Annotated in this window: 30 protein-coding genes; 4 read left to right on the top strand and 26 right to left on the bottom strand. The window is 66.1% G+C overall.

Features of this window, described 5'->3' with window-relative positions; translation table 11 throughout:
• Positions 1–95 precede the first annotated feature (95 nt).
• From ACZ2HM_RS01500 to ACZ2HM_RS01480, 5 genes are all read right to left on the bottom strand, one after another.
• Positions 96–1,085 (bottom strand): threonine ammonia-lyase, encoded by a 990-nt coding sequence (locus ACZ2HM_RS01500; RefSeq protein WP_470426036.1) that lies wholly within the window; start codon positions 1,083–1,085, stop codon positions 96–98.
• A gap of 35 nt (positions 1,086–1,120) precedes the next feature.
• On the bottom strand, positions 1,121–1,558 hold the full coding sequence (locus ACZ2HM_RS01495) for a response regulator (protein ID WP_083217070.1): 438 nt from the start codon (positions 1,556–1,558) through the stop codon (positions 1,121–1,123).
• Entirely contained in the window at positions 1,555–1,983 is a 429-nt protein-coding gene (locus ACZ2HM_RS01490; protein WP_052027612.1) for a hypothetical protein, read from the bottom strand. Before ACZ2HM_RS01490 ends, ACZ2HM_RS01495 begins: the two co-directional genes overlap by 4 nt.
• Before the next feature lie 50 nt (positions 1,984–2,033).
• On the bottom strand, positions 2,034–2,381 hold the full coding sequence (locus tag ACZ2HM_RS01485; protein WP_037474804.1) for a hypothetical protein: 348 nt from the start codon (positions 2,379–2,381) through the stop codon (positions 2,034–2,036).
• Positions 2,382–2,459: 78 nt separating this feature from the next.
• Positions 2,460–3,074, bottom strand: a complete 615-nt coding sequence (locus ACZ2HM_RS01480; RefSeq protein ID WP_470426035.1) for a helix-turn-helix domain-containing protein — start codon at positions 3,072–3,074, stop codon at positions 2,460–2,462.
• Between the two features lie 239 nt (positions 3,075–3,313).
• Here ACZ2HM_RS01480 and ACZ2HM_RS01475 point away from each other — a divergent pair, with 239 nt between their 5' ends.
• Positions 3,314–3,940, top strand: coding sequence for a glutathione S-transferase family protein (locus ACZ2HM_RS01475; RefSeq protein ID WP_037474802.1), 627 nt, complete (start codon positions 3,314–3,316; stop codon positions 3,938–3,940).
• A 115-nt stretch (positions 3,941–4,055) separates the two neighbouring features.
• On the opposite strand, the gene ACZ2HM_RS01470 is transcribed toward ACZ2HM_RS01475, so the two are convergent.
• Positions 4,056–4,805 carry a Bax inhibitor-1/YccA family protein gene (locus tag ACZ2HM_RS01470; RefSeq protein ID WP_037474800.1) on the bottom strand — a complete coding sequence of 250 codons (750 nt, stop codon included), beginning with the start codon at positions 4,803–4,805 and terminating at the stop codon, positions 4,056–4,058.
• 139 nt (positions 4,806–4,944) lie between these two features.
• On the opposite strand from ACZ2HM_RS01470, the gene thpR reads away from it, so the two are divergent.
• Positions 4,945–5,502 carry an RNA 2',3'-cyclic phosphodiesterase gene (gene thpR / locus ACZ2HM_RS01465; RefSeq protein ID WP_470426034.1) on the top strand — a complete coding sequence of 186 codons (558 nt, stop codon included), beginning with the start codon at positions 4,945–4,947 and terminating at the stop codon, positions 5,500–5,502.
• Positions 5,503–5,536: 34 nt separating this feature from the next.
• On the opposite strand, the gene ACZ2HM_RS01460 is transcribed toward thpR, so the two are convergent.
• From ACZ2HM_RS01460 to ACZ2HM_RS01405, 12 genes are all read right to left on the bottom strand, one after another.
• Complete coding sequence (locus ACZ2HM_RS01460; RefSeq protein ID WP_470426033.1) at positions 5,537–6,079, bottom strand: superoxide dismutase family protein; 543 nt, start codon at positions 6,077–6,079, stop codon at positions 5,537–5,539.
• Between the two features lie 291 nt (positions 6,080–6,370).
• Positions 6,371–6,730 carry a hypothetical protein gene (locus tag ACZ2HM_RS01455; protein ID WP_156106179.1) on the bottom strand — a complete coding sequence of 120 codons (360 nt, stop codon included), beginning with the start codon at positions 6,728–6,730 and terminating at the stop codon, positions 6,371–6,373.
• Positions 6,731–6,921: 191 nt separating this feature from the next.
• Positions 6,922–7,998, bottom strand: coding sequence for an OmpA family protein (locus ACZ2HM_RS01450; RefSeq protein WP_470426032.1), 1,077 nt, complete (start codon positions 7,996–7,998; stop codon positions 6,922–6,924).
• Positions 7,999–8,198: 200 nt separating this feature from the next.
• Entirely contained in the window at positions 8,199–8,696 is a 498-nt protein-coding gene (locus tag ACZ2HM_RS01445; protein ID WP_037472664.1) for a DUF2793 domain-containing protein, read from the bottom strand.
• 30 nt (positions 8,697–8,726) lie between these two features.
• Complete coding sequence (locus ACZ2HM_RS01440) at positions 8,727–10,925, bottom strand: phage tail protein (RefSeq protein WP_470426031.1); 2,199 nt, start codon at positions 10,923–10,925, stop codon at positions 8,727–8,729.
• 72 nt (positions 10,926–10,997) lie between these two features.
• Positions 10,998–11,396 (bottom strand): NlpC/P60 family protein, encoded by a 399-nt coding sequence (locus ACZ2HM_RS01435; protein ID WP_470426030.1) that lies wholly within the window; start codon positions 11,394–11,396, stop codon positions 10,998–11,000.
• Complete coding sequence (locus tag ACZ2HM_RS01430; RefSeq protein ID WP_470426029.1) at positions 11,393–12,208, bottom strand: DUF2163 domain-containing protein; 816 nt, start codon at positions 12,206–12,208, stop codon at positions 11,393–11,395. The genes ACZ2HM_RS01435 and ACZ2HM_RS01430 overlap by 4 nt, the downstream gene beginning before the upstream one ends.
• Entirely contained in the window at positions 12,205–14,535 is a 2,331-nt protein-coding gene (locus ACZ2HM_RS01425; protein ID WP_470426028.1) for a phage distal tail protein, Rcc01695 family, read from the bottom strand. Before ACZ2HM_RS01425 ends, ACZ2HM_RS01430 begins: the two co-directional genes overlap by 4 nt.
• Positions 14,535–15,089 (bottom strand): tail tape measure protein, encoded by a 555-nt coding sequence (locus ACZ2HM_RS01420; protein WP_470426027.1) that lies wholly within the window; start codon positions 15,087–15,089, stop codon positions 14,535–14,537. Before ACZ2HM_RS01420 ends, ACZ2HM_RS01425 begins: the two co-directional genes overlap by 1 nt.
• Before the next feature lie 234 nt (positions 15,090–15,323).
• A complete protein-coding gene (locus ACZ2HM_RS01415; protein ID WP_470426026.1) occupies positions 15,324–15,521 on the bottom strand; it encodes a phage tail assembly chaperone in 198 nt (65 codons plus the stop codon).
• Entirely contained in the window at positions 15,518–15,829 is a 312-nt protein-coding gene (locus tag ACZ2HM_RS01410) for a gene transfer agent family protein (protein WP_096061467.1), read from the bottom strand. Before ACZ2HM_RS01410 ends, ACZ2HM_RS01415 begins: the two co-directional genes overlap by 4 nt.
• A complete protein-coding gene (locus ACZ2HM_RS01405; RefSeq protein ID WP_096061466.1) occupies positions 15,826–16,233 on the bottom strand; it encodes a phage tail tube protein in 408 nt (135 codons plus the stop codon). The genes ACZ2HM_RS01410 and ACZ2HM_RS01405 overlap by 4 nt, the downstream gene beginning before the upstream one ends.
• Before the next feature lie 54 nt (positions 16,234–16,287).
• On the opposite strand from ACZ2HM_RS01405, the gene ACZ2HM_RS01400 reads away from it, so the two are divergent.
• Entirely contained in the window at positions 16,288–16,611 is a 324-nt protein-coding gene (locus ACZ2HM_RS01400; RefSeq protein WP_470426025.1) for a hypothetical protein, read from the top strand.
• Positions 16,612–16,710: 99 nt separating this feature from the next.
• Here ACZ2HM_RS01400 and gp17 read toward each other — a convergent pair whose 3' ends face one another.
• The 6 genes from gp17 to ACZ2HM_RS01370 all read right to left on the bottom strand — a co-directional run bounded on the left by gp17 (position 16,711) and on the right by ACZ2HM_RS01370 (position 20,019).
• A complete protein-coding gene (gene gp17 / locus ACZ2HM_RS01395) occupies positions 16,711–17,118 on the bottom strand; it encodes a tail completion protein gp17 (protein WP_470426024.1) in 408 nt (135 codons plus the stop codon).
• Complete coding sequence (locus ACZ2HM_RS01390; protein ID WP_470426023.1) at positions 17,115–17,306, bottom strand: hypothetical protein; 192 nt, start codon at positions 17,304–17,306, stop codon at positions 17,115–17,117. The genes gp17 and ACZ2HM_RS01390 overlap by 4 nt, the downstream gene beginning before the upstream one ends.
• Positions 17,303–17,839 carry a head-tail connector protein gene (locus ACZ2HM_RS01385; RefSeq protein WP_470426022.1) on the bottom strand — a complete coding sequence of 179 codons (537 nt, stop codon included), beginning with the start codon at positions 17,837–17,839 and terminating at the stop codon, positions 17,303–17,305. Before ACZ2HM_RS01385 ends, ACZ2HM_RS01390 begins: the two co-directional genes overlap by 4 nt.
• A complete protein-coding gene (locus tag ACZ2HM_RS01380; RefSeq protein WP_470426021.1) occupies positions 17,839–18,111 on the bottom strand; it encodes a phage fiber-tail adaptor protein in 273 nt (90 codons plus the stop codon). Before ACZ2HM_RS01380 ends, ACZ2HM_RS01385 begins: the two co-directional genes overlap by 1 nt.
• 153 nt (positions 18,112–18,264) lie before the next feature.
• Positions 18,265–19,560, bottom strand: coding sequence for a tail fiber domain-containing protein (locus ACZ2HM_RS01375; RefSeq protein WP_470426020.1), 1,296 nt, complete (start codon positions 19,558–19,560; stop codon positions 18,265–18,267).
• Between the two features lie 138 nt (positions 19,561–19,698).
• Positions 19,699–20,019 (bottom strand): DUF6127 family protein, encoded by a 321-nt coding sequence (locus ACZ2HM_RS01370; protein WP_313924502.1) that lies wholly within the window; start codon positions 20,017–20,019, stop codon positions 19,699–19,701.
• Positions 20,020–20,195: 176 nt separating this feature from the next.
• Here ACZ2HM_RS01370 and ACZ2HM_RS01365 point away from each other — a divergent pair, with 176 nt between their 5' ends.
• Positions 20,196–20,336 carry a hypothetical protein gene (locus ACZ2HM_RS01365; protein ID WP_470426019.1) on the top strand — a complete coding sequence of 47 codons (141 nt, stop codon included), beginning with the start codon at positions 20,196–20,198 and terminating at the stop codon, positions 20,334–20,336.
• Here the strand turns inward: ACZ2HM_RS01365 and ACZ2HM_RS01360 are convergent.
• Positions 20,333–21,460, bottom strand: a complete 1,128-nt coding sequence (locus ACZ2HM_RS01360) for a phage portal protein (protein ID WP_470426018.1) — start codon at positions 21,458–21,460, stop codon at positions 20,333–20,335. The two genes, ACZ2HM_RS01365 and ACZ2HM_RS01360, sit on opposite strands and share 4 nt — an antisense overlap.
• A gap of 228 nt (positions 21,461–21,688) precedes the next feature.
• Positions 21,689–22,027 (bottom strand): hypothetical protein, encoded by a 339-nt coding sequence (locus ACZ2HM_RS01355; protein WP_470426017.1) that lies wholly within the window; start codon positions 22,025–22,027, stop codon positions 21,689–21,691.
• Positions 22,028–22,056 lie beyond the last annotated feature (29 nt).

The raw sequence follows: 22,056 nt of genomic DNA, 5'->3' as shown, positions 1-22,056 counted from the left end.
CCCTCAAACCCCGTTCGTTTCGAGCGAAGTCGAGAAACGCCCGCGCAAACGTTTCTCGACTTCGCTCGAAACGAACGGATCAAAACGCCCGCACCTCAATCCGTCCCAGTCAATATCGCCGCATAATCCACCGGATCGACATTGCTCCCCGACAGCACCACCACGCTGACCCCGTCGGTCGGCGGCGCAAGCCCCTGCATCATCGCCGCCAGCGCCACCGCCCCGCCCGGCTCGACCACCAGCTTGAGTGTCGAAAAGGCAAAGCGCATCGCGTCCCGCACCTGCCGGTCAGTCACCACCAGCCCGCCGGTGACCAGCGCCTTGTTAATGGGAAAAGTCATCGCGCCCGGCATCGGTGCCTGCAACGCATCGCAGATCGATCGCGCATCCGCCGCCACCGCCTCGCGCACGCCACTGCGCAGCGACCGGGCCGTATCGTCGAACCCCGCCGGTTCGACCGTATAGATCGCCACCTCCGGCGCCTGTGCCTTCACCGCCGTCGCAATCCCCGCCGTCAGCCCGCCGCCGCCGCAACAGACCAGCACCTGCCCCAGCGTCGCGCCAGCATCCTTGACCTGCTCGACAATTTCCAGCCCGACCGTCCCTTGCCCGGCGATGATGAAGGGGTCGTCAAACGAGGGCACCAGCGTCGCACCCCGTTGCTCCGCGAGCGCGGTGGCAATCGCCTCGCGGCTCTCGCGCAGCCGGTCATAGGTCACGACCTCCGCCCCCAGCGCGCGCGTATTGGCCAGCTTGATCGAGGGCGCATCGGCAGGCATCACAATGGTCGCCGCAATGCCGAGCAACTGCGCGGCATCGGCAACGCCCTGCGCATGATTGCCCGAAGACCAGGCGACCACACCCGCCGCCCGCTCTTCCGCATTCAGCCGCGCCAGCCGATTATAGGCGCCACGAAATTTGAACGATCCCGTCCGCTGCGCGCCCTCGAACTTGAGCAGCACCCGCCGCCCACACAAAGCATTGAGCCGGTCATTCTCGATCAGCGGGGTGCGGACGGCCGCCGCCGCGATGATCCAGGCGGCGTCGGAAATGTCGGCGGGGGTGATGGCAAGCGGGTCTGTCATGCCGCATCCTAGCGCCATGATCGACCCGCACGCAATCAGTGCATCGCGCTCCAGCGATCGGCCATCAGGCGAATGTCGATCGCCAGCGACAGCGGATTGAACGGCTTGCTCAACACCCCGGCGGGGTCGAGCGCGCGCATCTCCTCCTCCGCCTCATGGCCCGAACTGTCGGTCAGGAAAATGACCGGCATGTCCGCAAAGGCGGGATCGCGGCGCAACCGCCGCAATAATTCCGGCCCGCTCATGTCCGGCAATCGATAATCCAGCATGAGAATGTCCGGTCGCGCATGCTGCGCCAGGCACAGGTCGATCGCCGCCGCGCCGCTCGGCACGCTGCGGATGGTCATGCCGGTATCCAGCAGCGTCGCCATCTCGACCACCAGCCGCATGTCGCTGTCATTATCGACATGCAATATTCGATAGCTTTGGCTCATCGCCACGGACTTTCCAGATAGGGGATGCAGCCGCGTCATGCCGCGATCATCCTGCCGCGCCGCCGCCGGAACCGACGGTCGAGGACGATCCCGCGCAGCATGAACAACTGCATCGGTATGGCCCACAAGCTATGCAGCCCCTGATAGACTTTCGGCGTCAGTTCGGGCTGCACCAATGTCGTCACATGGATCGCCACCGCCAGAAACTGGCAGGCGGTCGACCAGAGCGGCCAATATTCGTCGCTCCGCAAACTCAGCCATAAAAAGGCGACCAGACACGCCGCATCCACCTGTAACAGCGAATAGGACGTGATCTGCCAGTCGCGCTCGACATAGGTAACGAGCGCGATGGCCACCGTCTTGAACAGGACGATGGCCGCACCCGCCCGCCCGGTCGTGCCCCCCTTCGCCGCTGCATAAATGCAGCAGCAAAGAGTCATGATCCAATAGGTCAGAAGCAGCATGGCCGTGGGGTCACTTCATGATCGCAGGCACCGCATCATTGCGGATCGGGTTAGGCAACCTCACGCAGTTGCGCTTCCTCGACGAACGGCAGCGGACAGATCGGGCCGATCGAGCAACCAATCTCCACCTTGCGCAGATTGGACTCCATCTTCATCTCAATGAGCTTCTGATGCGCGCTGACGAACGCGCCGCGGCCCGCCACGATGGTCGAAAAGCCATTGGCGATATCTTCCAGCACCGGCTGCGTCATCGCGTCGTTCAACTGCGCGTCGCTGAACGCTTCCAGCACGTCGGTCGTCAGCATCGACAGCTTCTTGAGCGCCCCGTCGATCGCATTATGCGTACGGCCGATATCGGTCACGACACGGCGGGCGAGCATCGGATTATAATCAGGCATGGCATATCCCCTCGCGGAACCGCATGGCTCCACGTTGCTAGGTTGAAAAGATGGAAAGGTCAGGCGGCGTCGTCAGGGTCAGGACAGGACGACGAACGCACCCTTGCTGATGATGATGATCGCCGTCGCGGTGATCATCAGGAAAAAGGCAATCCGGGCTATCGCATATAGCCTTTGCTGAACGGTCAGGTCATTCGTCTTGCCTCCGATGGGCGGCAGGCCGATCCGTTCGACTAACGTCACTGGCTCGGCAGCCGGTAGGTCCACAATGGAGGAATCCTGCGGGTCATCAAGGCGGGACGGCTTTAATTCAAATTGTTTGAACGGCTGCGCGCTCTCCGCATCCATCAGGATACGGGCCGCATCGCGCCGATTTTCCGCGCCCAGCGTGACGCGGGCGCGGTGGATATATTGATCGACCGTCTGGTGCGACAGACCGACTTCAGGCGCGATTTCCTTGGAACTGCGTCCGCTCGCGGCGAGGCGCAGGCATTGCTTCTGCACGTCGGACAGCTTGGCGATCCGATCTTCCAACATGCGTCTCCCCTGCATCTGCTGCGACGGTACGGGCCGGGCCTGGATCATAAAGGAATACCATGAAGCATGAGCAATATCGCAACTTATTAACGCGCAGCCCTTTCCTATCTCTGAATCGCGCCGGGAAAAATCGGAAAATTCGGACATATTACGCATGACCCGTTCGCCGACTGGGGATCGTTGCGAAATGCGGATCGCATACGAATCATCGTCATTCCCGCGAAGGCGGGAACCCATCTCCCAACCTTCGGTCTTTCGATAGGGCCTGAGATGGATCCCCGCCTTCGCGGGGATGACGAAAAACCTATAGATCCTGAACGGCGCAACGATCCCCCCGACTGGTTCCGCCGCCGCTCTTGCCGCATAGTCGTCGCCGCCTATCAGGAGTCGATCCCATGACCAGCCTTACTTTCTACACCAACCCCATGTCGCGCGGGCAGATCGCCCGCTGGATGCTGGAGGAAACCGGCGTCGCCTATGACACGGTCATTCTCGACTATGGCACGACCATGAAGGCACCCGACTATCTCGCCATCAACCCGATGGGCAAGGTGCCCGCAATTCGCCATGGCGATACCATCGTCACCGAATGCGCCGCTATCTGCGCCTATCTCGCCGACGCTTTCCCGGCCGCCAATCTCGCTCCGCCCACCGATGCCCGCGGCACTTATTATCGCTGGCTCTTCTTCGCCGCCGGGCCGCTCGAATCCGCCATCACCAACAAGGCGATGGGCTTCGTCGTCCCCGAAGGCCGCGAGCGCGCGGCTGGCTATGGCACGCTCGACGACGTGCTGCAGGCTTTGGGACAGGCGGTTTCCGTGCCCCAATGGATCTGCGGCGACCAATTCACCGCCGCCGACGTCTATGTCGGCTCCCAGGTCGATTGGGGCCTCGCCTTCGGCACCATGCCCGCAACACCCGCGCTGACCGCCTATGCCGACCGCCTGCGCACCCGCCCCGCCTATCAACGGCAAAAGGCGATCGATAACGCCCTCATCGCCGAAATGCAGAAGCCAGCCTGATCGATCCCGTTCGTGTCGACCGAAGTCGAGACACGCTGCCACGCGCAGGCTGAAAACGAAAAAGGCCCGGCGGATCGCTCCGCCGGGCCTTTTTCTATTCTCTCACCGCAGTCGATCAGTCGCGGCTGCCGCCCATGAAGCGCAGCAGGAACAGGAACATGTTGATGAAGTCGAGATAGAGGTTCAGCGCCCCCATGATGACCGTCTTGCCCATCATGTCCGTGCCCTGGACATAGGCGTACATGCTCTTGATCTTCTGCGTGTCATAGGCCGTCAGACCCGCGAACAACAGTACGCCGACGCCGCTGATGACCAAATCCATCACGCTCGACTGGAGGAACAGGTTGATCAGCATCGCAACGAACAGCCCGACCACGCCCATGATCAGGAAGGTGCCGAAAGCCGACAGATCCTTCTTGGTGGTGTAGCCGAACAGGCTGAGACCCGCGAAAGCGGCGGCGGTCGCAAAGAAGGTCTGCGCGATCGACGTGCCGGTATAGACCAGGAAGATCGACGAGAGCGACAGGCCCATCACCGCGGCATAGGCCCAGAAAAGCCCCTGCGCAGCCGCCGTCGACAGCTTGTTGATGCCAAAGCTCAGCACCATCACGAAGACCAACGGCGCGAACATGATGACATATTTCAAGATGCCGGGACCGCCCAGCACCTGCGCGGCCATGCCGCTCGACGCGAACAGCATCGCGACGACGCCGGTCAGCAAGACGCCGCTCGCCATATAATTATACACCGACAGCATATAGCTGCGCAGTCCGGCGTCGAACGCCGCGCTACGGTCAGCGGTCGCGCCGCCAAAGCCCGCCATATTCGAACGGGTGTCGGAACGGGGGTCGGACCAGTTGGCCATGAAATTCGTCTCCTTTGTCGGTCATCCAATGCCGACACCTCTATTATCGCCCTTTTGCCCGGCATATTCAAGTCCGGGGTGCAGCAGCATTCTAACGTTACAATTGGCGCGGGCGTTCGCTAATCGCTATCACCGTCTTATGCATCGCCTGTTCGTCGCCGTCCGCCCTCCTGCCAGCCATCGCGCCGCGCTGCTCGCCATCATGGCGGGCGTGGCCGGAGCCCGGTGGCAAAGCGATGCCCAACTCCATCTCACCCTGCGCTTCGTCGGCGAAGTGGATCGCCATCGCGCCAACGACCTTGTCGATGCGCTTCGGCTCATCCGCTTTACGCCCTTCGACGTCGGGGTCGCGGGGTTCGGCATCTTCGATCGCAAGGGCGTGGTCGACACCCTCTGGGCTGGGGTCGAACCGCGTGATCCCCTCGCCAGCCTGCACCGCAAGATCGATCGCGCCTGCGTCGCCGTCGGCTTGCCGCCCGAAGGCCGCGCCTATCGACCGCATATCACGTTGGCGCGCTTTGGTCGGGGCGGCGGCCTGCTCGACCCGTTCCTCGCCCGCCACGCCGCCCTGACCAGCCCGCCCTTTGCGGTCGACAGCTTTGCCCTGTTCGAAAGCCATCTTGGCCATGACGGGGCGAGCTATCACGCGATCGCCCGTTTCGGCGCCCATGTCGGCGAAGGCGATTTCCAAGATTGAAGCGCGGCCGGCCAAGCCCGCCGCGCCATCAGAATCATTTCGCTGCGATAACCCCGCAGGCGATGCGCCCGCCCGCATTACCGGCCGGATCGCTCTTATTATCGTCCGCCTGCGCATGGATCACGACCGCCGCGCCATCGGCATCCACCAACGGCATCGACCCGCCGCTGATCATCCCGCCCGCGACATGATATTCGATCTCGCCCGTGCCGTCCGGCCCGGCCAGCATATTGGGCATGTCGCCCATATGCATGCCCGCAGGATTATCCTTGCCATGCTGGCGATTGGTCGGGTTCCAATGACCGCCCGCGCTGGCAAAGTCGGGCCCGGTGCAAGTGCCCGTGGTGTGGATATGAACGGCATGCGTGCCGGGCGTCAGGCCCATCGCCTTGACGACGACATGCAGCCCATCGGCCGCCTGCGTGATCATCGCCTCGCCCCGCGCGGCGCCGTCGCCCGCCATCAGCTTGGCCCCCGCCATCGGCGCGGCCGTGGATGCGGCATCAGGCGTGGTAGTTGCGCAAGCGCCAACGACCAGAGCTAAAGGCAGGGCGGCAAGAAATGGCGCAAAATGCATGGCAGACTCCTAGGGATATGGATTATCGAGCAACGCGACAGGATGGCTTTTGTTGCGGATCGACTCCCGTTTGTCATCACGGAACCGAAATAATAGCGGAATGGTGGAACTGCGGTAGGAAATACCGCATCACTGACGAGCGCAGAGCCTGCCGTCCCACTGGACGCCGCTCAGCGAACAGGGCGGTCGATGCGAACCTGATTATATGGAGCGGTGCTACCTCACCATTAGGCAAGGTGCGAGACCGCCACTTCCTAATGGTCCTTTCGCGGCGATGGGCGGATGACCAGTCTAGCGGCTCACGTCCAGGGCTTTTTGCATCCAGCGGAAAGCTAGATAACAAACACCGATGTCTATGATCCCAATCGGAAAGAGAATGCCTCCCGGATAAAGGCTATCGCGAGGCGCGACTAGAATCAAAGCAATATGAACCAGAGCAACGGCCGAAACAAATATCGTGATCGTATTTCTGCTTGCCATTCCAACGATTGATTTACCAACGAACGTAGTTACGAAAAAACCCAAAAAAACTACCTTGCCCTTATCAGGTAGGATCGTTTCGTTGAAGGACACGGCTACGACCAAACTCGCAGCCATACATGCTAATGACCATGCTAATGAAACAGGCTTAGGATCACTAATCTCGATCACTTACTTCCCCTAAAGCAATCCCTGCCCGCAATCATATAATATATGTCATATGGACAGACAGCATAGTGGAAGCATGTGTGCTGCACTAGAAAGTTTCCTGCAATACTCTTACATCTTTCGCCAACAAAGAAAAAGGGGCTGGTCTTGCGACCAGCCCCTCATCCATTCTCCATCCCGAAGGACGGAAAATCTTACATGCCCGAACCGGGACCGTAGGTGATTTCCACGCGACGGTTCTGCAGTTCGCGAACGCCGTCGGCGGTTTCGACGCGGGGGTTCGTTTCACCGAACGCCTGGGTCGTCATCACGCCGTCAGGGATACCCTTCGACGCCATGTATGCCTTAACGGCGTCAGCGCGACGCTGCGACAGACCGACGTTGTACGAAGCCGAACCCGACTTGTCCGCATAACCTGCCAGCATGACCTGGGCGCTGCCGCAGTTGCTGTAGGCCGAAACCGCGTTGTCCAGGATGGTGGCGGCGTCAGGCGTGACGTCCGACTTGTCCCATTCGAAGAACACGATGTACGGTCCGGGGCTGCATTCCTGGACCGGAGGCGACGGAGGAGGCGGCGGCGGGGGCGGCGGGGGCGGCGGCGGGGGCGGCGGAGGAGCCGCTTCAGCCGGTGCGCCGAAGTTGTAGGTCAGGCCCAACAGCAGGCTGTGCGTGCGCAGCTTGGTATCGGCGGTCGAACCGGCCTGGCCATAGATGCTCTGATAAGCCGGGATCAGCTTGATATCGTCCTGGTTGAAGAAACGATACTTGAGCGAAACGTCGACATTGTTGGTGACGGGGTAACGCACGCCGGCCAGAGCCTGCCATGCAAAACCGGTGTCGCTGTCGTTGACGATGTCCGAAGCGATCTTGGCGCGCGAAACGCCAACACCACCGCCGACAAAGCCCTGCAGGCCGTCATCGGGACCGAAGTCCAGCAAGCCGTTCAGCATGAACGACAGAGCCGAAGCTGCGCCGCCGAAGCCGCCGTCGGTACGATCGAAATCGATCTTGGCGCGCTTGTAGGCCGCTTCGGCCTCCAGGCGGAAACCACCAAAGTCGTAGCCGATGTTGGCGTCGACGTCATAACCCTTATGGTAGTCGATCGAAGGAACGACCGAACCGCCGGGAGGGACGGCCGAGAAGGTCATGTTCTGGTCTTCGACCAGGAGCACACCGGCGTCTACGCCAATGTACCAGCTGTCGTCACGTGCCATAGCCGGGGTGGCCAAGGCAGTGGTAGCAAGAGCAGCCGCGAGGGCAAGCTTCCGCATCTGAATTCCCCTTTCAAAAGTGTCACGAAGGACTGCTGAAACCCTGTATCGGGAAGAAGGTTTCATGGCAAGTCCACAAATAGAGAAACCGTTGCAAAAATAGCGCAGTAGCACGCTGTTCGTGGACGGTTCAGGCTATTTAACCTCCCCCTAATGCTAAAAGGTAAACATCCCAACAAAAAAATGGGATTGTTACAGAATTACGAATGAATGAGGCCATGTGCCCGCAAAGCAGTCAGCATCAGGGCGATGCTATTACGCGCCTGCGCGTCGATCGTTTCGCCCCCGGTCGGGGCTGCGATTCCCGGCTGCCGCGTTCCGACGACTTTCAGCTCGTCGATATACAGCCCGTCGCCCCGCTCGGCAGCACCCCGCCAAGCACTGCCATCATGCTGCAGTGCATGATCGCGATCCACAACCAACAGCCGCAATCCCGCCTGCGGAGCGATAAATCGCCATCCGCCGTCGGTCCATAACGCCACCGCCCCGTCATTCCCGTCCCACGCCCCCGTCGCCTCCTCAGCGACGATCCAGCATTGGCCGATCTCCGGCGCAACCGGCGGGCTGGCCAGGTCCGCGCTCTGCGCGACCCCGTGGACCAGCGCGTCGATCCGCACCAGCGCCTCATTGTGGAACATTTCCTTCTGCGCCTGCCCGGCGAACAAAAAGGGCAAGGCCCATCGCGGCGTCCCGTCCATATCCCGTCTCCCGATAAAGTCCCGCCAATGTCAGGCGGTGAAATCGATCCGCGCCGCCCGCCCGGTCGCCCGCGTGCCCACCTGCCGCACGTCCAGCACCAGCGCACGCCCGGCCACCCCGTCCGCCGCGATCATCGCCGCGTCATACTGCCATTGCGGCACCGTGCTTTCCGCCGCCCGCACCACCGCCCCGCCATCCAGCACCGTCACCGCATAGCGCTCGCTCTCCTCACCCAGCGGCACGTCGCCCCCGCTCGCCCAGCGCCACCCGTTGCGGCTGCGCCGTGTCCAGCCGAACGCCCAGCCGTCCGCCGTCGCCCGCGCGGTCAGATGCACCGGCGACGGCGGCATCACCGCGTCACCGCCGATCGTCAGCGCCGCCGCCACGGGCACCGCATCGCCGCGCCCCACCGCGCGCACCTCGACCATCGCGCCGATCTCGCCCTGCCCGCCCAGCGCCGTCAGCGGCTCGACCAGCCGATCCTCCTCGATCAACAGGAAAGCCTCGCCCGCCTCATGCCCCGCCATCGCCCATTCACTCCCACGCAGCCCCCGCCGCAACCCGCTCAGCCGATAGCGCCCAGCCCCCAGCGCCTCGACGCCTGCAAACTGGATCAACTCCCGCCCGACCAGGCACAGGTTCCGCCCCTGCGCCAACCCCGCCTCATCGGCCGGAAACATATCCATATCACCGGCCAGCAACGCCACCGTCAGCGCATGGCGCCCATCCACCAGCGTCGCGCTCCCGACCGGCAAGGCCGTCTCCGCTACGCCGATCACCGCGCGCGGCGCGCTCGGCCCGATCGGCACCGCCTCCCCCGTCCCGCTCATCACGAACAGCGCCGCGTTGCGCCACCCAGCGCCCCCACTCGCCGCCGCCACGATCAACGGCCCATCGGCCAGCCCCTCGCGGACCGGCGGCAATTCGGCGAGAACCAAGTGCGTGGCCCCATGCGGCGCATCCACCTGCCGCACGATCGCGCCGGAGGATGCCGCGCCCGGCATCACCGGCCCGGCACCCGGCACCCGGCGCAGCGCAAGCCGCACCGCCATGCCCTCCCATTCCCGCTCCTCGATCCGCCACAGTCCCGGCGCATCGTCCACGCTCACCACCGCGCCCACCGCCAGCGCCAACGCCGACCAGTCGCACCGCAGCGTCATCGTCGCCCGCCCGGCCCATCCCGCCTGCAACCGCGCCCCCGCCAAGGCCCGCGCCGCGCCCGCCTCCAGCACAGCCGGCAGTTCGACGCCGCGCTCGACCCGCCCGGGCCCCGGCCGCATCACCCGCTGCACCCCCGCCTGATAATCACGCGCGCCATCATAATGGCGCAGCGACAGCGCCACCGGCACCGTCTCGGCCGCCGCCGCCGACCGCTCGACCGCATCCATCGCCCGCCCGTTGACCCGCCGCGCCAGCATCGCCGCGTCGACATGCGCACTTGCCACACTGCCCGCCGCCGCCAGCCGCAATCCGCCCGCATCCCCCTGCAACGCCAACCCATGCACCTCGCTCAGCGCCGCAATCGCCTCACGCACATCCCCGCCGCTCGCCGCAAAGCCCGCCACCTCCGGCAGCCCCTCACCCCCAAGCGCCCCGTCGCTCAGATCGGCCGCAATCGCCCCCACCGACACCGGCCCAGCATCCGCCACCACCTCGAATGTCAGCGACGGAATCCGATTGCCATAATCGGCCAGCGCCAGATCCTCGAACAGCACATAGGCCATCCCGCGATGCGCGGGCGTCATCGCCACCCCTTGCGCCGACGCGATCAGCGGATCGACCGGCTGATCCTCGCCGCCCAGATGCACGCGAAAGGTCGACAGCTCGGTCTTGAAATCTGCCGCCGCCCCGCGCAGCAAATTGCCATCGGCCCAGATCCGCCCGATCGACCCGATCGCCCGCGCCGACAGCGCCACCGCGAAACTCGCGCTATAGCTGTAACTGGCCACGCTCGACTGCCCCTTGCCGCCGCCACTCTTGCTGCGCACTTCCTTCAGGTCGGTCGCCCAGATCACCGTCCCCGCCACCCGCATCGTCCCGAACAGGCGCGGAATTTGCGCGCCATAGGTCGATGTCTGGATCTGCAAATCGGACAGGCGCGGCCCCTCGCGCCCCTTGGGCTTGAACAGGATTTCCCGGTCGATCACATTGCCCAGCACCGCGCCGATCGCCGCCCCGATCGGGCCACCCAACGCTGTCCCCACCGCCGTCAGCACCACCGTCGCCATGATTATTTCCCTTAAAAATCCTCCCCTCGCAGGGGAGGTGGCTGGCCGCAGGCCAGACGGAGGGGTGTCACCCTATCGTTGCGCGCCCCACTCCGCCCGCCACCAGCCCATCACCGGCCAGGGCAAAGCGCCCGGCATCTCGACCACGCGCCGCAACCCCGCATGGGCATGCACGAAACCGCCCGGCACCATGATCATCAGATGCAGTTGCAACGGCCCCGGCCGCACCAGCGCCAAGTCGCCCGGCGCGCCCTGATCCACCCGGACCAGCCCCGCTTCGCCCAGCCATCGCTCGGCCAGCCCGACATCCCCGCTCCGCAACCCATAAGCGACCGGCCCAGCCCCATCCTGTCCCAGCGCCAAAACCGCCAGCCCGACACAATCCACCCCCGCTTCGCTCCGCCCATGCAGCCGGAACGGCACCCCCACCATCGCCCGCGCCGCCGCGACGATCCGTGTCGCCCCGCTCATGCGCCGGGGTAGCGCGTCAACAGGTCCATCCCTGGCAGATAATGCTCGCCACGAAAATTGACCGCATTGCCAAAGCGCCCGGCACAGGTCGCCAACTGCCGATCACACCCCTGCGTCAGCAGCGCCAGCGTCCCCGCCTCCACCGCAAAAGCAGGCGGATCAGTCAGCGTCAAACCCGCCGCATCATTATCCGCCACCCCCTGCGTCAGCCCGGCATTGGCCCCGCCCAGCCAGCGCAGCGCGCCAAACGCATAGTCCCCCGGCACCAGCCCGCCGATCGCCACCACCGCATCGGTCACACCTGTCACGCGCACCACCCGACGCCGCCCGGCCATATCCACCTGGCACGCCCGGTCGCCCAGCCGCGCGCGGCAATCTGGCGCGGTCGATGGCACCGCCGCCGCCCCTAGCACGGCCGCCGCCCCGACCATCTCGGCGGTAAAGGCAGCTCCCTTGCGCGCCACCGCGCCCATCTCGCCCGATGCCAGCAACAGCCACAGCGCCCCCGGCACCTCCCATTGCGTCAGCCGCAATTCCAGCGCCGCCCCGTCCCAGCGCCCCGCCATCAGGTCCGCCTCGCTGATCGCCTCGCTCGTCAGCGCCCCGCCGACATCGCTATCCTCGCCATCCAGCCCGATGCCGCTGCGGATCGCCGATGGCGTCATCCCCGGCGCGGCGCGGTACAGCAGCCCGCCGATCATCAGGTCGCGATCATGGCTGGTCAGCCCGATCGTCACCCCGTCCCGCCGTTCGATCCGCCAGCAAAAGGCCAAGGTGCAAAGCGGCTGGCCCAAACTCTCGGCCCCGCTCATTCGCGTATCTCCACCAGCGGCACCGACGGCGCTTCCCCCGCCGCAAAGGTCGCGCGATTGATGTCGATCCGGTCCTCGGCAAAGCGCACCGGCACGTCGAAGCGAAACCCGGCGGTCAGCAGCACGCCGTCCGCCGGTGCCGCGTCGAACGCGATCACCCCCAGCCCGGCATGGCTCCATCCGCTGCTCATCTCGACCCCATCGGCCGCCACCCAGATCGTCCCCGCCACCGGCCGGGTGATGATCCGCCCCTGCGCCTCCGCGCCCAGCCCATAATGGCGCATCAACTGGAATCGGGTCCGCACCCCGTCGCCCATCCCCAGTCTTTGATCCAGCGGCCCCGGCACGCTCCCCGGCGCGCCGCTACGATCATCATAGGGATCGGCAAAGCGGAACCCCCGCGCCGCGCCCCGCCGCGCCCGGAAAAAAGCGATCAGCGTGGCAATGTCCGCCTCGCTCCGCACCCCTGGCCCCGCATCGAAGGATAGCCGCGCATCCGCCCAATCGCTGCTGCGCCGCTCATGCCCGGACGGGCTTTCCACGATCTGCGTCGAAAAGGCGGGCGACACGCTCGCCTCCCGCCCTATTCCCAGCGGAAAGACCACATCGTCAAAGGCTTGCATCGCATCCTCCCCATCCCGCCTGAAAAGCGTCACGCCGTCGCGGCATATTTGCGGCAACGCCCAGATAAAGGTCGCCGCGCTCCCCCGCGCCACCGACGCCTGCGCCGCCGCCAAGATCTCCCGCCATTGGCCCGCCTGTTCCGGCAACAGCACGAAACCCGACAGATAATGCTGCTCGTCCACCGGATAGCCCAGCCGCGCCGTCGCCAGAGCCACCCCCTGCGCCGTCCGCGCGGGCCGCCCCTCGGTCACCCAGTCATAATCTTCCAGTTGCAGCACATCGAACGCAGGCGATGCCCAGCCCAGCGGCATGTTCGCCCGCTTGGCCTCCGGCGCCTGCGGGTCCAGGATCGTCGGCAGATAGGCCAGCAAATGCGTCACCGCCCCCGGCACCGCCGCCTTCACCGCCGCGCACAGCGCTGCCGTCGACGCCGCCAGCAGCGCGCCCGCCTGATCCAGCAGCGCGCATTGGGCCGCATCCAGTTCCCCGCGCACATCGGGGATCGCCACCGGATCGCCGCCAAAGGCAGCGCGCGCCGCGTCGTCATACAGGCATATGCGCCCATCGCCGGGCATCACCCACCACCAGGGTTCACCGACCTGAAACCGGATCGGCAATAGCGCCGCCAACCCTATGGAAACAAAGGCCAGCGCCACCGCCTGCAAATAGGCCATCGCCCCGCCATGCGCGGGCGACAGCAAGGTCGATGGCGGCACCCATCCGGTCAGCGCCGGATCGCCATTGCCCGCCCGCTGCTTCCAATCGTTCCAGCAATGCGCGTCGAACAATTCATAGGATAGCGACCAGATGACATCGAAGCCCAGCCGCTTCGCCTGCCCCGCAAAATCCCGATGCCACGCCGCGCAGGGCGCATTCAACGCGCCCCCGCTCAGGCTGACATATAGCCCGTCGCCCACGCGTTCGAGCCGGAAATAATGGCTCATCCCGACATAATGGTTGATCGCCCCGCGATAGCCCAGCGCATGGATCGCCTCGACCACCCGCTGCGGCGTCTGGTTGAAACAATCATCATAGCCCGTCGCGATTCCCAGCCCATGCTCCGGCAACATCACATCGCCCACGACAAGCACCGACCCCGCCCCGTCGCACCGTATGTCCGTCAGTTCGGCCCAACCCTCCTGCGCCCCAACAAAAGGCGTCGCCCCCGCATCATAATCGGGCGGCACCAGCGAAATGAACATCCGGTCAATATCCCCCGCCCACACCGGATCGCTTTCGTCGGGCAACAGATAGCCGCCCTCGAACGCCGCAAAATCCAGCATGATTTCCGCATCTTCCGGCCCGCCGCTCGCATAATTCCACAAGCGCACATACCAGGCCCGCGCCACCCCGCTTGCGTCCCGCCCCTCGATCGTCAGCGTCGGCCCATGCGTCTCGTCCAGCCTGCGCACACCCCCGCTGCGCCAGCGAAAGCGCAACACACAGTCGCGAAAATCCCTTGCCGTCTCATAGGCCAGCAGCGGATGGCTCCACCCGTCCACCGCGTCCCAGATCAGCCCCGCCAGATCGCCCGACCCATAAAAGACCGCATCCACCCGCACGGCATCCGGCGCAGTCGTGACCACGCTCGCCATCATGGGGCGCGGAAAATTGACGGTCCAATGCGTCGGCGCAAACCGCTTGATCCAGCGCGTCTCCTGCCCCCGCCGCACATCCGCCAGCCAATATTCCAGTCCCGCCATCAGCCCAGCGCCCCCTTCACCGCCCGCGCCACCTGCCGCGCACTGCGCGCCAGCAATCGCGGTTCGCTCTCCTGCCCCCGCCCGTTGACCGCGATGCTCACCCGCACATCGCGCGCGCCGCCACCCTGCGCGACCACCTGGCCGCTGCTGGTCGGCACGAACATTTCCGGCCCACGCTCGCCCACCATATAGGCCCGCCCCGGCACCACCGGTCCACCCGTCGCCCGCCCCGGCAGCCCCAGCGCCGCCGTCAGCAGCGACGCGCCCAAACTCACCAGCCCGCCGCCACTGTTACCGCCGCCGCCGACCGCCCCGCGCACCGCGCCCGCCGCAATCTCGTCCAGCACCGACAGCGCGATCCGCCGCAAATCCTCGAACCCGAACTTGCCGGTCCGCACCGCGCGCATCAGCCCCTGCTCGATCCGCCGCCCGGCCCGCTCGGCCCCCTCGCCCAACGGCCCCTCCAGCCCCGCCCGCATCGCCTCGACATCGCGGCTCAACCCCTGCCTATCCGCCCGAACCCGCACCACCAGCGTCTCGATTTCCTCGTCCACGGCGCGCCTCCCGATAAAATAAAACCTTCTCCCCGGCGGGGAGAAGGATACGAAGCCTTGCCAGCGTGCTGGCTAGGGTCAGTTGGAAGAGGGGGCTCGACGCCCCACCCATAAAACAACGTCATTCCCGCGAAGGCGGGAACCCATCTCCCACCCCATCACCACGAACAGAGGTAGAGAGATGGTTTCCCGCCTTCGCGGGAATGACGATCCGATTTGTGGCGGCGAGATGCCTCAATCCGGCATCACCCCCATCAACCGCGCCAACTCACCCCCATCCACCCCCGCACCACCCTCATCCTCCCCCAACGCCGCGCCCAGCACCGCCGCCAACTCCGCCGGCGTCGCGCGCCAAAACTCCTCCGGCCGCCAGCCAAGCAGCCACCCGGCCACCCCCGCCAGCCGCCGCGCGCCCTCGGCAAAGCGCCTCATTTTCCCGCCAATATCTGCTGCAACAGCGTCTTGAGCACCGGCGTCAGCCGCGCCAGCCCGACGACAAGCATAGCCTCGCCCAGCGCTTCCCGGTCCATCCGCTCGCGATCGACCAGGCAATGCCAGAACAAAGCCGCCATATCGCCCAGCGACAATTTCCCGTCCGCCGCCCGCTCGACCAGGTCGAACAACGGCCCCAGTTCCGCCTCGGCCGCCACCAGCGCCCCGAAACTCGGCCGCAACGCCAGCACGTCGCCGCCAATCTCCAGCGCCGCCTCGCCCCTTTCAGGGTTCACAACCCCGCTCATTCCGACACCACCGCGCCGGAGCTTTCCAGGCTCAGCGCATAATTGCGCTCGCCATTATAATCCCCGGCATAGTCGAGCCGCGTCACGAGAAAGCGCCCGCGCATCCGCTCGCCGCTCTCGAAACTCAGCTCATAGTGGTCGATCGTGCCCGACAGCGCATGGTTGCGAATCCGCACTTCCGCCGCCGATCCCGTGAACAGCCCGGCCGCCGACACGCTGACCGATCGCACGCCTGCCCCCGACAGCAATTCGCGCCAGCCGCCCGAATCCTTGGACGTAATGTTCACCGCCTCGCCATTTACGGACAATTGCGTAGTCCGCATCCCCGCCACGGTCGCATATGTTGCGGGGATGTTGCCGTCCCCCACTTTCAACAGAAACGCACTTCCTTTTTCGACGCCCATGGCGCATCCTTTCATCAGTCAAAGCGTGCAAAACGCAGGTTCAGGAGAGTCCCGATGTTTCTGATTATGTCGCTGGTCACGATGCTCGCTGCCGCCCCGTCGGCCGACGCCGTAGGGCTCAGCCGCAAAGCCTATTCCCAATGCCTGTCCGCCCAGATCAAACCCGGTCTCGACAAGAAATTGCCGCTCGGCGACTTCCAGTCCGAGATGAAAAAGACCTGCGCCGACAAGGAAGCCGCCTTCCGGGCCGCGATCGTCGCCACCGACAAGGCCGACGGCATGTCCGAAAAAGAAGCCCAAGCCGACGCCGACGACCAGACCGCCGAATATATCGACAAGATCACCGCCGAATATGAAGACTATAACCGCCCAGGCTGACCACCTCCCTCTCTCCTTCACGGGGAGAGATACGAAGGCTCGGCAGCGTGCTGCCTAGCCGCAGTTGAGAGGGGGCTCGACGCCCGAAACCCGCGACGCCTAGCCCCCCTCCCAAACCGCCCTTAGCCGATAGTCGATCACCGCCTGCCACCCGCTCGGCGGTCGCCCGCCGCTGCGCATCACCCGCGACCGCACCAGCCGCGCCGTAACGATCCGCCACCTCTCACGCGCCTGCACCGCACCGATCGCCGACTCGATCCGCCCGATCAATCCCGCCAGTCGCCCCGGCGTCTCGCCCGCGTCCTGCAAGCCGATGGTCAGCCGCACTTCACGCCCCTCGACCTGCTTGCCGCCCCATTCGGTGCCGATACATTCGCCGACATGGCCATAGGGCGCACTCGCCCGCACCGGCTCGCCATCATAAAGCGCGTTCAGCCCCGCCATCAGCGCGCCATCCGCCCGCAACGCCGCGATCACCGCGCTCCGCACCGCCAGTTCCGCGCTCATGACCCCGTCCTCCCCGCCCCACGCAGCGCCAGGTCGCGCCACCAGCGCGCCCGCAAATCCCGCGCCGACACCCGCACCGCCTCACCGTCGATCGCCACATCAACGCCCGCCTCTGCCAGCGCCGCCGCGATCGTCGCCCGCCTGCGCGCCGCCCGCGCCTCCACGCGCCGCATCAACGCCGCCCTCATGCCAGCCGCATCCGCCGGAACGGCCGCCACAGCGCGCTCACCACCGCGGGCGGCGTACCGCCCTCATTGCCGCGCGCCATGAAATGTTCCGCCGCCAGCCGGACGATCCCCTGCCGCAAGGCTTGCGGAAGGCCGTTCATCTCCGCCGCCATGCCCGCGCGATAGCGCACCGCCAGCCGCCGTCGCTCGTCCGCCCGCGTCGATCGCACCCATCCATCGCCCGCCGCATCGATGTCGATCGCATAGGCATCGACCGGCAGCGGCTGCACCACCCCGTCGCCGTCCACCGCCTCGACCGCCTCGATCGCCAGCACCGGCCGCGCGCCGAGCCGCTGCCAGCCCTGGCGCGCCGCCACCATCTCACGCGCGCCGCGCACGATCAGCCACTGGCCGACAAATTGCTCGCACAGCGCCGCCGCGCTGCGCAGCAACCCCGCCAACACCGCATCCTCGTTATCCGTCTCGATCCGCAAATAGGCCTTGAGTTCATCCAGCGACGCCGCCAGCGCCCCGCTCTCCTCCTGCGCCAGCATCAGCGTTCCTCCACCCTGACCGTCACCGACCGCTCATCCACCTGCCCGTCGGACAAAGTGACGCGGTTGGTCAGCCGATAGACGTGCCCCACCGCCCCGCCGCTCACCCGCACGCTGGTCCGCCCCGGCTCGAACGCCGCATCCTCCACCGTCAGGCCGCCCGCCGGGCTGACGCTCCACATACTCGCAATCACGCTCTGCCCCGCCAGATAGGCGGACCAGTCGATGACATAGTCGATCCGCGCCTGCGGATCTTTGGCAATCAGGCTCATCGGATCATCCTCCCCCGTAACGCTTCCGGTCGGTCTGGCGCAGGCCGGGCCGCGACCCGCATGTCCTGTCCCGGCCGCACCCCGCCGCGCCACGCGCCACCCCAAGGCGCATCGCCACCGCGCAAGTCGCCGATCGCGCCCGCGCCCAACGGCTCACCCTGCAACATCCCGCGCCTCCAGCAGCGCCAGCCGCGCCTCGATCCGCTCGATCCGCCGCCGCTGCCACGCCGCCTCCAGCGCCAGGCACTCGTCATAACGCAACCCCCAACGGTCGCCCTCGTCCCACACATCATGGCACAGCAGCCCCAGCCGCACCGCCGCGCCATCGCCCAGCCGCGCGTCGATCGCGTCGCGCACCTGCTGCGCCACCAGCCCGATATGCCAGCGCGCGTCATCGCCCTTGTCCGCCACCGCATCGGCAAAGCGAAACTGCCGCCACGCCACCGCGCCCCAGGCATCGAGCAGATCATCGCCGACCGCCGCCACATCGCTCTTCACCCGCGCATCGGACGTGTTGATCGCCCCGCTCGCGGCATAGACCACCGACCAGCGCGCCGCCGCGCTCCCCAGCGCAAAGCCATTATCATTGGATGGCGCAACCGATCCGAACGCGGTCAGCGCCTGATGCTCCAGCCGCAACGCCTCCTGCATCGCCGCCGACCCGTTGCGCCCGACATGGAAACTCATGCGCGACGCTAAATTGGTCGGCCCCGGCGCGGCGGCAATCAGCGTCGTGCGGATGCGCGACAATTCGGCGAACGTCCCGCCGATCATCCCCCACACATTATAGTCACCGATCACATCGTTGGTGACGACATCGCAGCGCGCCGCGAACGTGCCATTGGCGCGATAGAGCCGATTATTGGACAGCGATCCGAACGACAGCACGCGAAAGCTCGCCTGCCCGCCATCCATGAAGATCGACATGGCCTGCGTCTGCACCGACACCTTGCCGATCGCCCCTTCCAGCGCATAATCCTCGTCGCCCTGCGTATTGATATGCAGTTCCGCCCCGCGCATCCGCTGCGAGCCGCTCGCACCCAGCGCGCCCACATGACTACGCACCGCCGCGCCATCCGCCTGCCCCAGCAAGGCCCGGCCGAACGCCGTCCCGCTCACCGCAGCGATCGCGTCCAATTCCCCGCTCGCCGCCTGCCGCCCCGCCAGCGCATCGCCAAGGCCCGCAATATCGCCAATCCCATGGCCATGCGTATCGACCGCCTCCAGCCAGGCCGCATGCACGGTCAGCGCCACGGACTTCTCGCCCACCGCAAAATCCACTGCGGCCCCGCCCGCCGAAGACGCCACCGGCGCCCGCACCAGCCGCCCCGCACCATCCAGCGTCCCGGTCCCCGCTTCCCATTGCGCGGGATCGACCAGGCTCATGATCACATAAGGAAAGGCCACCCCCTCCCCCACCGCCGCAGCAAAACTCCGATACCCCGCCATCGCCCCGCACCACATCACCGCCCCGATCCACCCGATCGAAAATCGCCGCATAGCCCGCAAAGCGCACATCGCCTGCATCTCCCCCCTCCGTTCGCTTCGAGCGAAGTCGAGAAGCGCCCAGCGCGACATCCGCCCCCATCACGCCCGCACCAACCCCAACAACCCCATCTTCACCGCCATCCCCAGCAGCAGCAGCGCCAGCCCGATCCGCACCGCCCAGCCGATCACCGCCCCGCGCGCCGCCTTCTTCGCGTCGCGCCAGGCGCGCAGCAGCTCGCGCAATTCGCGCACATCGCCCTCGGCCCGCCGATCCGCCAGCCCCAGCCGCTCCAGCGCCCGCCCCGCGCCCAGCTCGCTCGCCTCCTCCACCAGCGCGCGGATCATCACCATGTCCACCGCGCCCGGCACCCCCTGCGCCTGCGCCACCAACCGCGCCAGCATCTCCGCATCCGCCGTCATCCCATCCTCCTCTTAACCCCCTCTCCCCAACGGGGAGAGGGCAGCGAGACTTGGCGGCGTAGCCGCCTTAGTCGCAGCGGGAGAGGGGGCTCCGCGCCCACCCTGCCTGGTTTTCCGTTCGGGCTGAGCTTGTCGAAGCCCTGCCCTTCTGTCGGCACGCCTGCTAAAGACATCGCATGCGCGCCGCCCTCATCCTTGCCGGTCTAGCCCTCGCCATCGGCGCGCTATGGATATGGCGTGCAGACTGGTTCGCCATCGATAGCTGCCTCGACAGCGGCGGCCGTTGGAATGACCAAGCGCGCGCCTGCGACCACTAAGCGATCCCCAACATCGCCCGCTTCTCATCCCCACTCAGAAAATCCGCCGCCGCCACCCGGTCCCACAGCGCCGCGCGCTCATCGCTCAGCGCCGCCACGCCATCCAGATCCGCCTCGATCCGCAGCCCCGGCCACCATCCGGCCAGCCCCTGCCCCAACCCCGCGCCGATCTTCGCCACCAGCGGCAAGATCGTCTGCCGCCACAGCGCCTTGTTCGCCTCGCGATAATTGGCGTAACTATTGTCGCCGGGCAGCCCCATCAGCATTGGCGGCACGCCGAAGGCCAGCGCAATCTCCCGCGCCGCCGCCGCCTTCAACCCCACGAAATCCATTTCCGCCGGGGTCAGGCTCATCGCCTGCCAGCGGAGGCCCCCCTCCAGCAGCATCGGCCGGCCGGCATTGGTCGCACCGGCAAAGGCGACCTCCATCTCGCGCTTGACCCGTTCGAACTGGTCGGGCGACAGCACCGATCCATCGCCCGGCTCATAGACCATCGCTCCGCTCGGCCGCGCCGCATTGTCGAGCAGCGCCTTGTTCCAGACGCTGGCCGCATTGTGGATCGCCACCGGCCCCGCCGCCGCGCCGACGCAACCCAGCCCATAATGATCGTCGAGCGGATGCAGCGCCTTCAAGTGCAACACGCTCGGCCGCCCCGCGCCATCTTCGGGCGACAGCCGCGTCACGCTCTCCCCTACACGGTACAGATAAGCCGCAGGCCACCCCCGCGCATCCGCTTCCACGCTCACCCGTTCGGGCCGCAGCGCGAACAGCTCGGCAGGCATCCCATCCGCCCCGGTCATTACCTGGACATAGGCGTTGCCATGCAACAACAAATGACAAGCCAGCGTCTCCACCAACCCCTGCCCCGCCGACGCGCGCGCCACCAGCGCCAACACCCGCGCCCCATCCTCAACCCCGCCAACCTTCAACGGACAGGCGCCCGCCCCCTCGGACACCAACCGCATCGCCCGCTGCGCCACCGCATTGCCCATCACCCCGCTACGCACCTGCGCCTCATAGCTGGCCGGCCACTCCCCCAAAGCCACCGCCCCGGTCCCCCAGGCGCGCGCCAACACTGGCCGGACATCCGCAGATGCCGCCGCCTTCATCCCAAAGAATTTCATGGCTCTATCCCCAAATACCAAAAAACCCTCACCCCGACGGGGAGAGGGCTAGTGAAGGTTAGCGGCGCAGCCGCCTACCGAAACTGGGAGAGGGGGCTTCCCCCCTCACGTCAAACCAGGATGGCTTTCATTTACCTCCAACCGCCGTTCGTTTCGAGCGAAGTCGAGAAACCTGCGCACAGGTTTCTCGACTTCGCTCGAAACGAATGGGTCAAGGGTACACCACCCTCACCTATTCCGCGCCAACACCCGATCGCAGGTCGAATTCGTCCCCTCGCTCTTGCCGATCACCCGCCCGGCCAGCGCACCCGCGCCCGCACCCAGCAGCGTCTCGCCAACCCCGCCGCCTGCGAGTAACCCGACGCCAGCACCACCGGCCGCGCCGATCACCGTGCCCTTGTCGCGGCCCTTCTTGCCCTGCAGCAGGCAATAGCGCACATCATCGCGATCGCGCGGCGCAGCCCGCGCCACCCGCGCCCGCTCCTTGCTGCTCAGGGACGCCGCCAGCACCGGGGACGCCACCAACGTCACGCCCAGCAGGGCACCCAAAATCTTGACCGTCTTCATGCGCATCACTCCGTAAATCCTTGATATGA

The sequence above is a fragment of the Sphingobium sp. KKT206 genome (assembly GCF_055640555.1).
Note: the sequence above shows the minus strand (reverse complement) of the source record. Positions and strands in the feature narration are given on the sequence as shown.

Bases quoted from the DNA above. Each gene is read 5' to 3' on its own strand.
- gp17 (WP_470426024.1), bottom strand. From the start codon at position 17,118: ATGAGCGCGGAACTGGCGGTGCGGAGCGCGGTGATCGCGGCGTTGCGG.
- ACZ2HM_RS01435 (WP_470426030.1), bottom strand. From the start codon at position 11,396: ATGAGCGGGGCGACACGGATCGTCGCGGCGGCGCGGGCGATGGTGGGG.
- ACZ2HM_RS01425 (WP_470426028.1), bottom strand. From the start codon at position 14,535: ATGGCGGGACTGGAATATTGGCTGGCGGATGTGCGGCGGGGGCAGGAG.
- ACZ2HM_RS01475 (WP_037474802.1), top strand. From the start codon at position 3,314: ATGACCAGCCTTACTTTCTACACCAACCCCATGTCGCGCGGGCAGATC.
- ACZ2HM_RS01470 (WP_037474800.1), bottom strand. From the start codon at position 4,805: ATGGCCAACTGGTCCGACCCCCGTTCCGACACCCGTTCGAATATGGCG.
- ACZ2HM_RS01410 (WP_096061467.1), bottom strand. From the start codon at position 15,829: ATGAGCGGGGTTGTGAACCCTGAAAGGGGCGAGGCGGCGCTGGAGATT.
- ACZ2HM_RS01440 (WP_470426031.1), bottom strand. From the start codon at position 10,925: ATGGCGACGGTGGTGCTGACGGCGGTGGGGACAGCGTTGGGTGGCCCG.
- ACZ2HM_RS01385 (WP_470426022.1), bottom strand. From the start codon at position 17,839: ATGCTGGCGCAGGAGGAGAGCGGGGCGCTGGCGGCGTCGCTGGATGAA.
- ACZ2HM_RS01405 (WP_096061466.1), bottom strand. From the start codon at position 16,233: ATGGGCGTCGAAAAAGGAAGTGCGTTTCTGTTGAAAGTGGGGGACGGC.
- ACZ2HM_RS01460 (WP_470426033.1), bottom strand. From the start codon at position 6,079: ATGCATTTTGCGCCATTTCTTGCCGCCCTGCCTTTAGCTCTGGTCGTT.
- ACZ2HM_RS01370 (WP_313924502.1), bottom strand. From the start codon at position 20,019: ATGACGGCGGATGCGGAGATGCTGGCGCGGTTGGTGGCGCAGGCGCAG.
- ACZ2HM_RS01495 (WP_083217070.1), bottom strand. From the start codon at position 1,558: ATGACGCGGCTGCATCCCCTATCTGGAAAGTCCGTGGCGATGAGCCAA.
- ACZ2HM_RS01480 (WP_470426035.1), bottom strand. From the start codon at position 3,074: ATGCGTAATATGTCCGAATTTTCCGATTTTTCCCGGCGCGATTCAGAG.
- ACZ2HM_RS01365 (WP_470426019.1), top strand. From the start codon at position 20,196: ATGCGCGCCGCCCTCATCCTTGCCGGTCTAGCCCTCGCCATCGGCGCG.
- ACZ2HM_RS01500 (WP_470426036.1), bottom strand. From the start codon at position 1,085: ATGACAGACCCGCTTGCCATCACCCCCGCCGACATTTCCGACGCCGCC.
- ACZ2HM_RS01450 (WP_470426032.1), bottom strand. From the start codon at position 7,998: ATGCGGAAGCTTGCCCTCGCGGCTGCTCTTGCTACCACTGCCTTGGCC.
- ACZ2HM_RS01355 (WP_470426017.1), bottom strand. From the start codon at position 22,027: ATGAAGACGGTCAAGATTTTGGGTGCCCTGCTGGGCGTGACGTTGGTG.
- ACZ2HM_RS01390 (WP_470426023.1), bottom strand. From the start codon at position 17,306: ATGAGGGCGGCGTTGATGCGGCGCGTGGAGGCGCGGGCGGCGCGCAGG.
- ACZ2HM_RS01445 (WP_037472664.1), bottom strand. From the start codon at position 8,696: ATGGACGGGACGCCGCGATGGGCCTTGCCCTTTTTGTTCGCCGGGCAG.
- thpR (WP_470426034.1), top strand. From the start codon at position 4,945: ATGCATCGCCTGTTCGTCGCCGTCCGCCCTCCTGCCAGCCATCGCGCC.
- ACZ2HM_RS01400 (WP_470426025.1), top strand. From the start codon at position 16,288: ATGTTTCTGATTATGTCGCTGGTCACGATGCTCGCTGCCGCCCCGTCG.
- ACZ2HM_RS01430 (WP_470426029.1), bottom strand. From the start codon at position 12,208: ATGAGCGGGGCCGAGAGTTTGGGCCAGCCGCTTTGCACCTTGGCCTTT.
- ACZ2HM_RS01490 (WP_052027612.1), bottom strand. From the start codon at position 1,983: ATGCTGCTTCTGACCTATTGGATCATGACTCTTTGCTGCTGCATTTAT.
- ACZ2HM_RS01360 (WP_470426018.1), bottom strand. From the start codon at position 21,460: ATGAAATTCTTTGGGATGAAGGCGGCGGCATCTGCGGATGTCCGGCCA.
- ACZ2HM_RS01380 (WP_470426021.1), bottom strand. From the start codon at position 18,111: ATGAGCCTGATTGCCAAAGATCCGCAGGCGCGGATCGACTATGTCATC.
- ACZ2HM_RS01485 (WP_037474804.1), bottom strand. From the start codon at position 2,381: ATGCCTGATTATAATCCGATGCTCGCCCGCCGTGTCGTGACCGATATC.
- ACZ2HM_RS01415 (WP_470426026.1), bottom strand. From the start codon at position 15,521: ATGAGGCGCTTTGCCGAGGGCGCGCGGCGGCTGGCGGGGGTGGCCGGG.
- ACZ2HM_RS01375 (WP_470426020.1), bottom strand. From the start codon at position 19,560: ATGGCGGGGTATCGGAGTTTTGCTGCGGCGGTGGGGGAGGGGGTGGCC.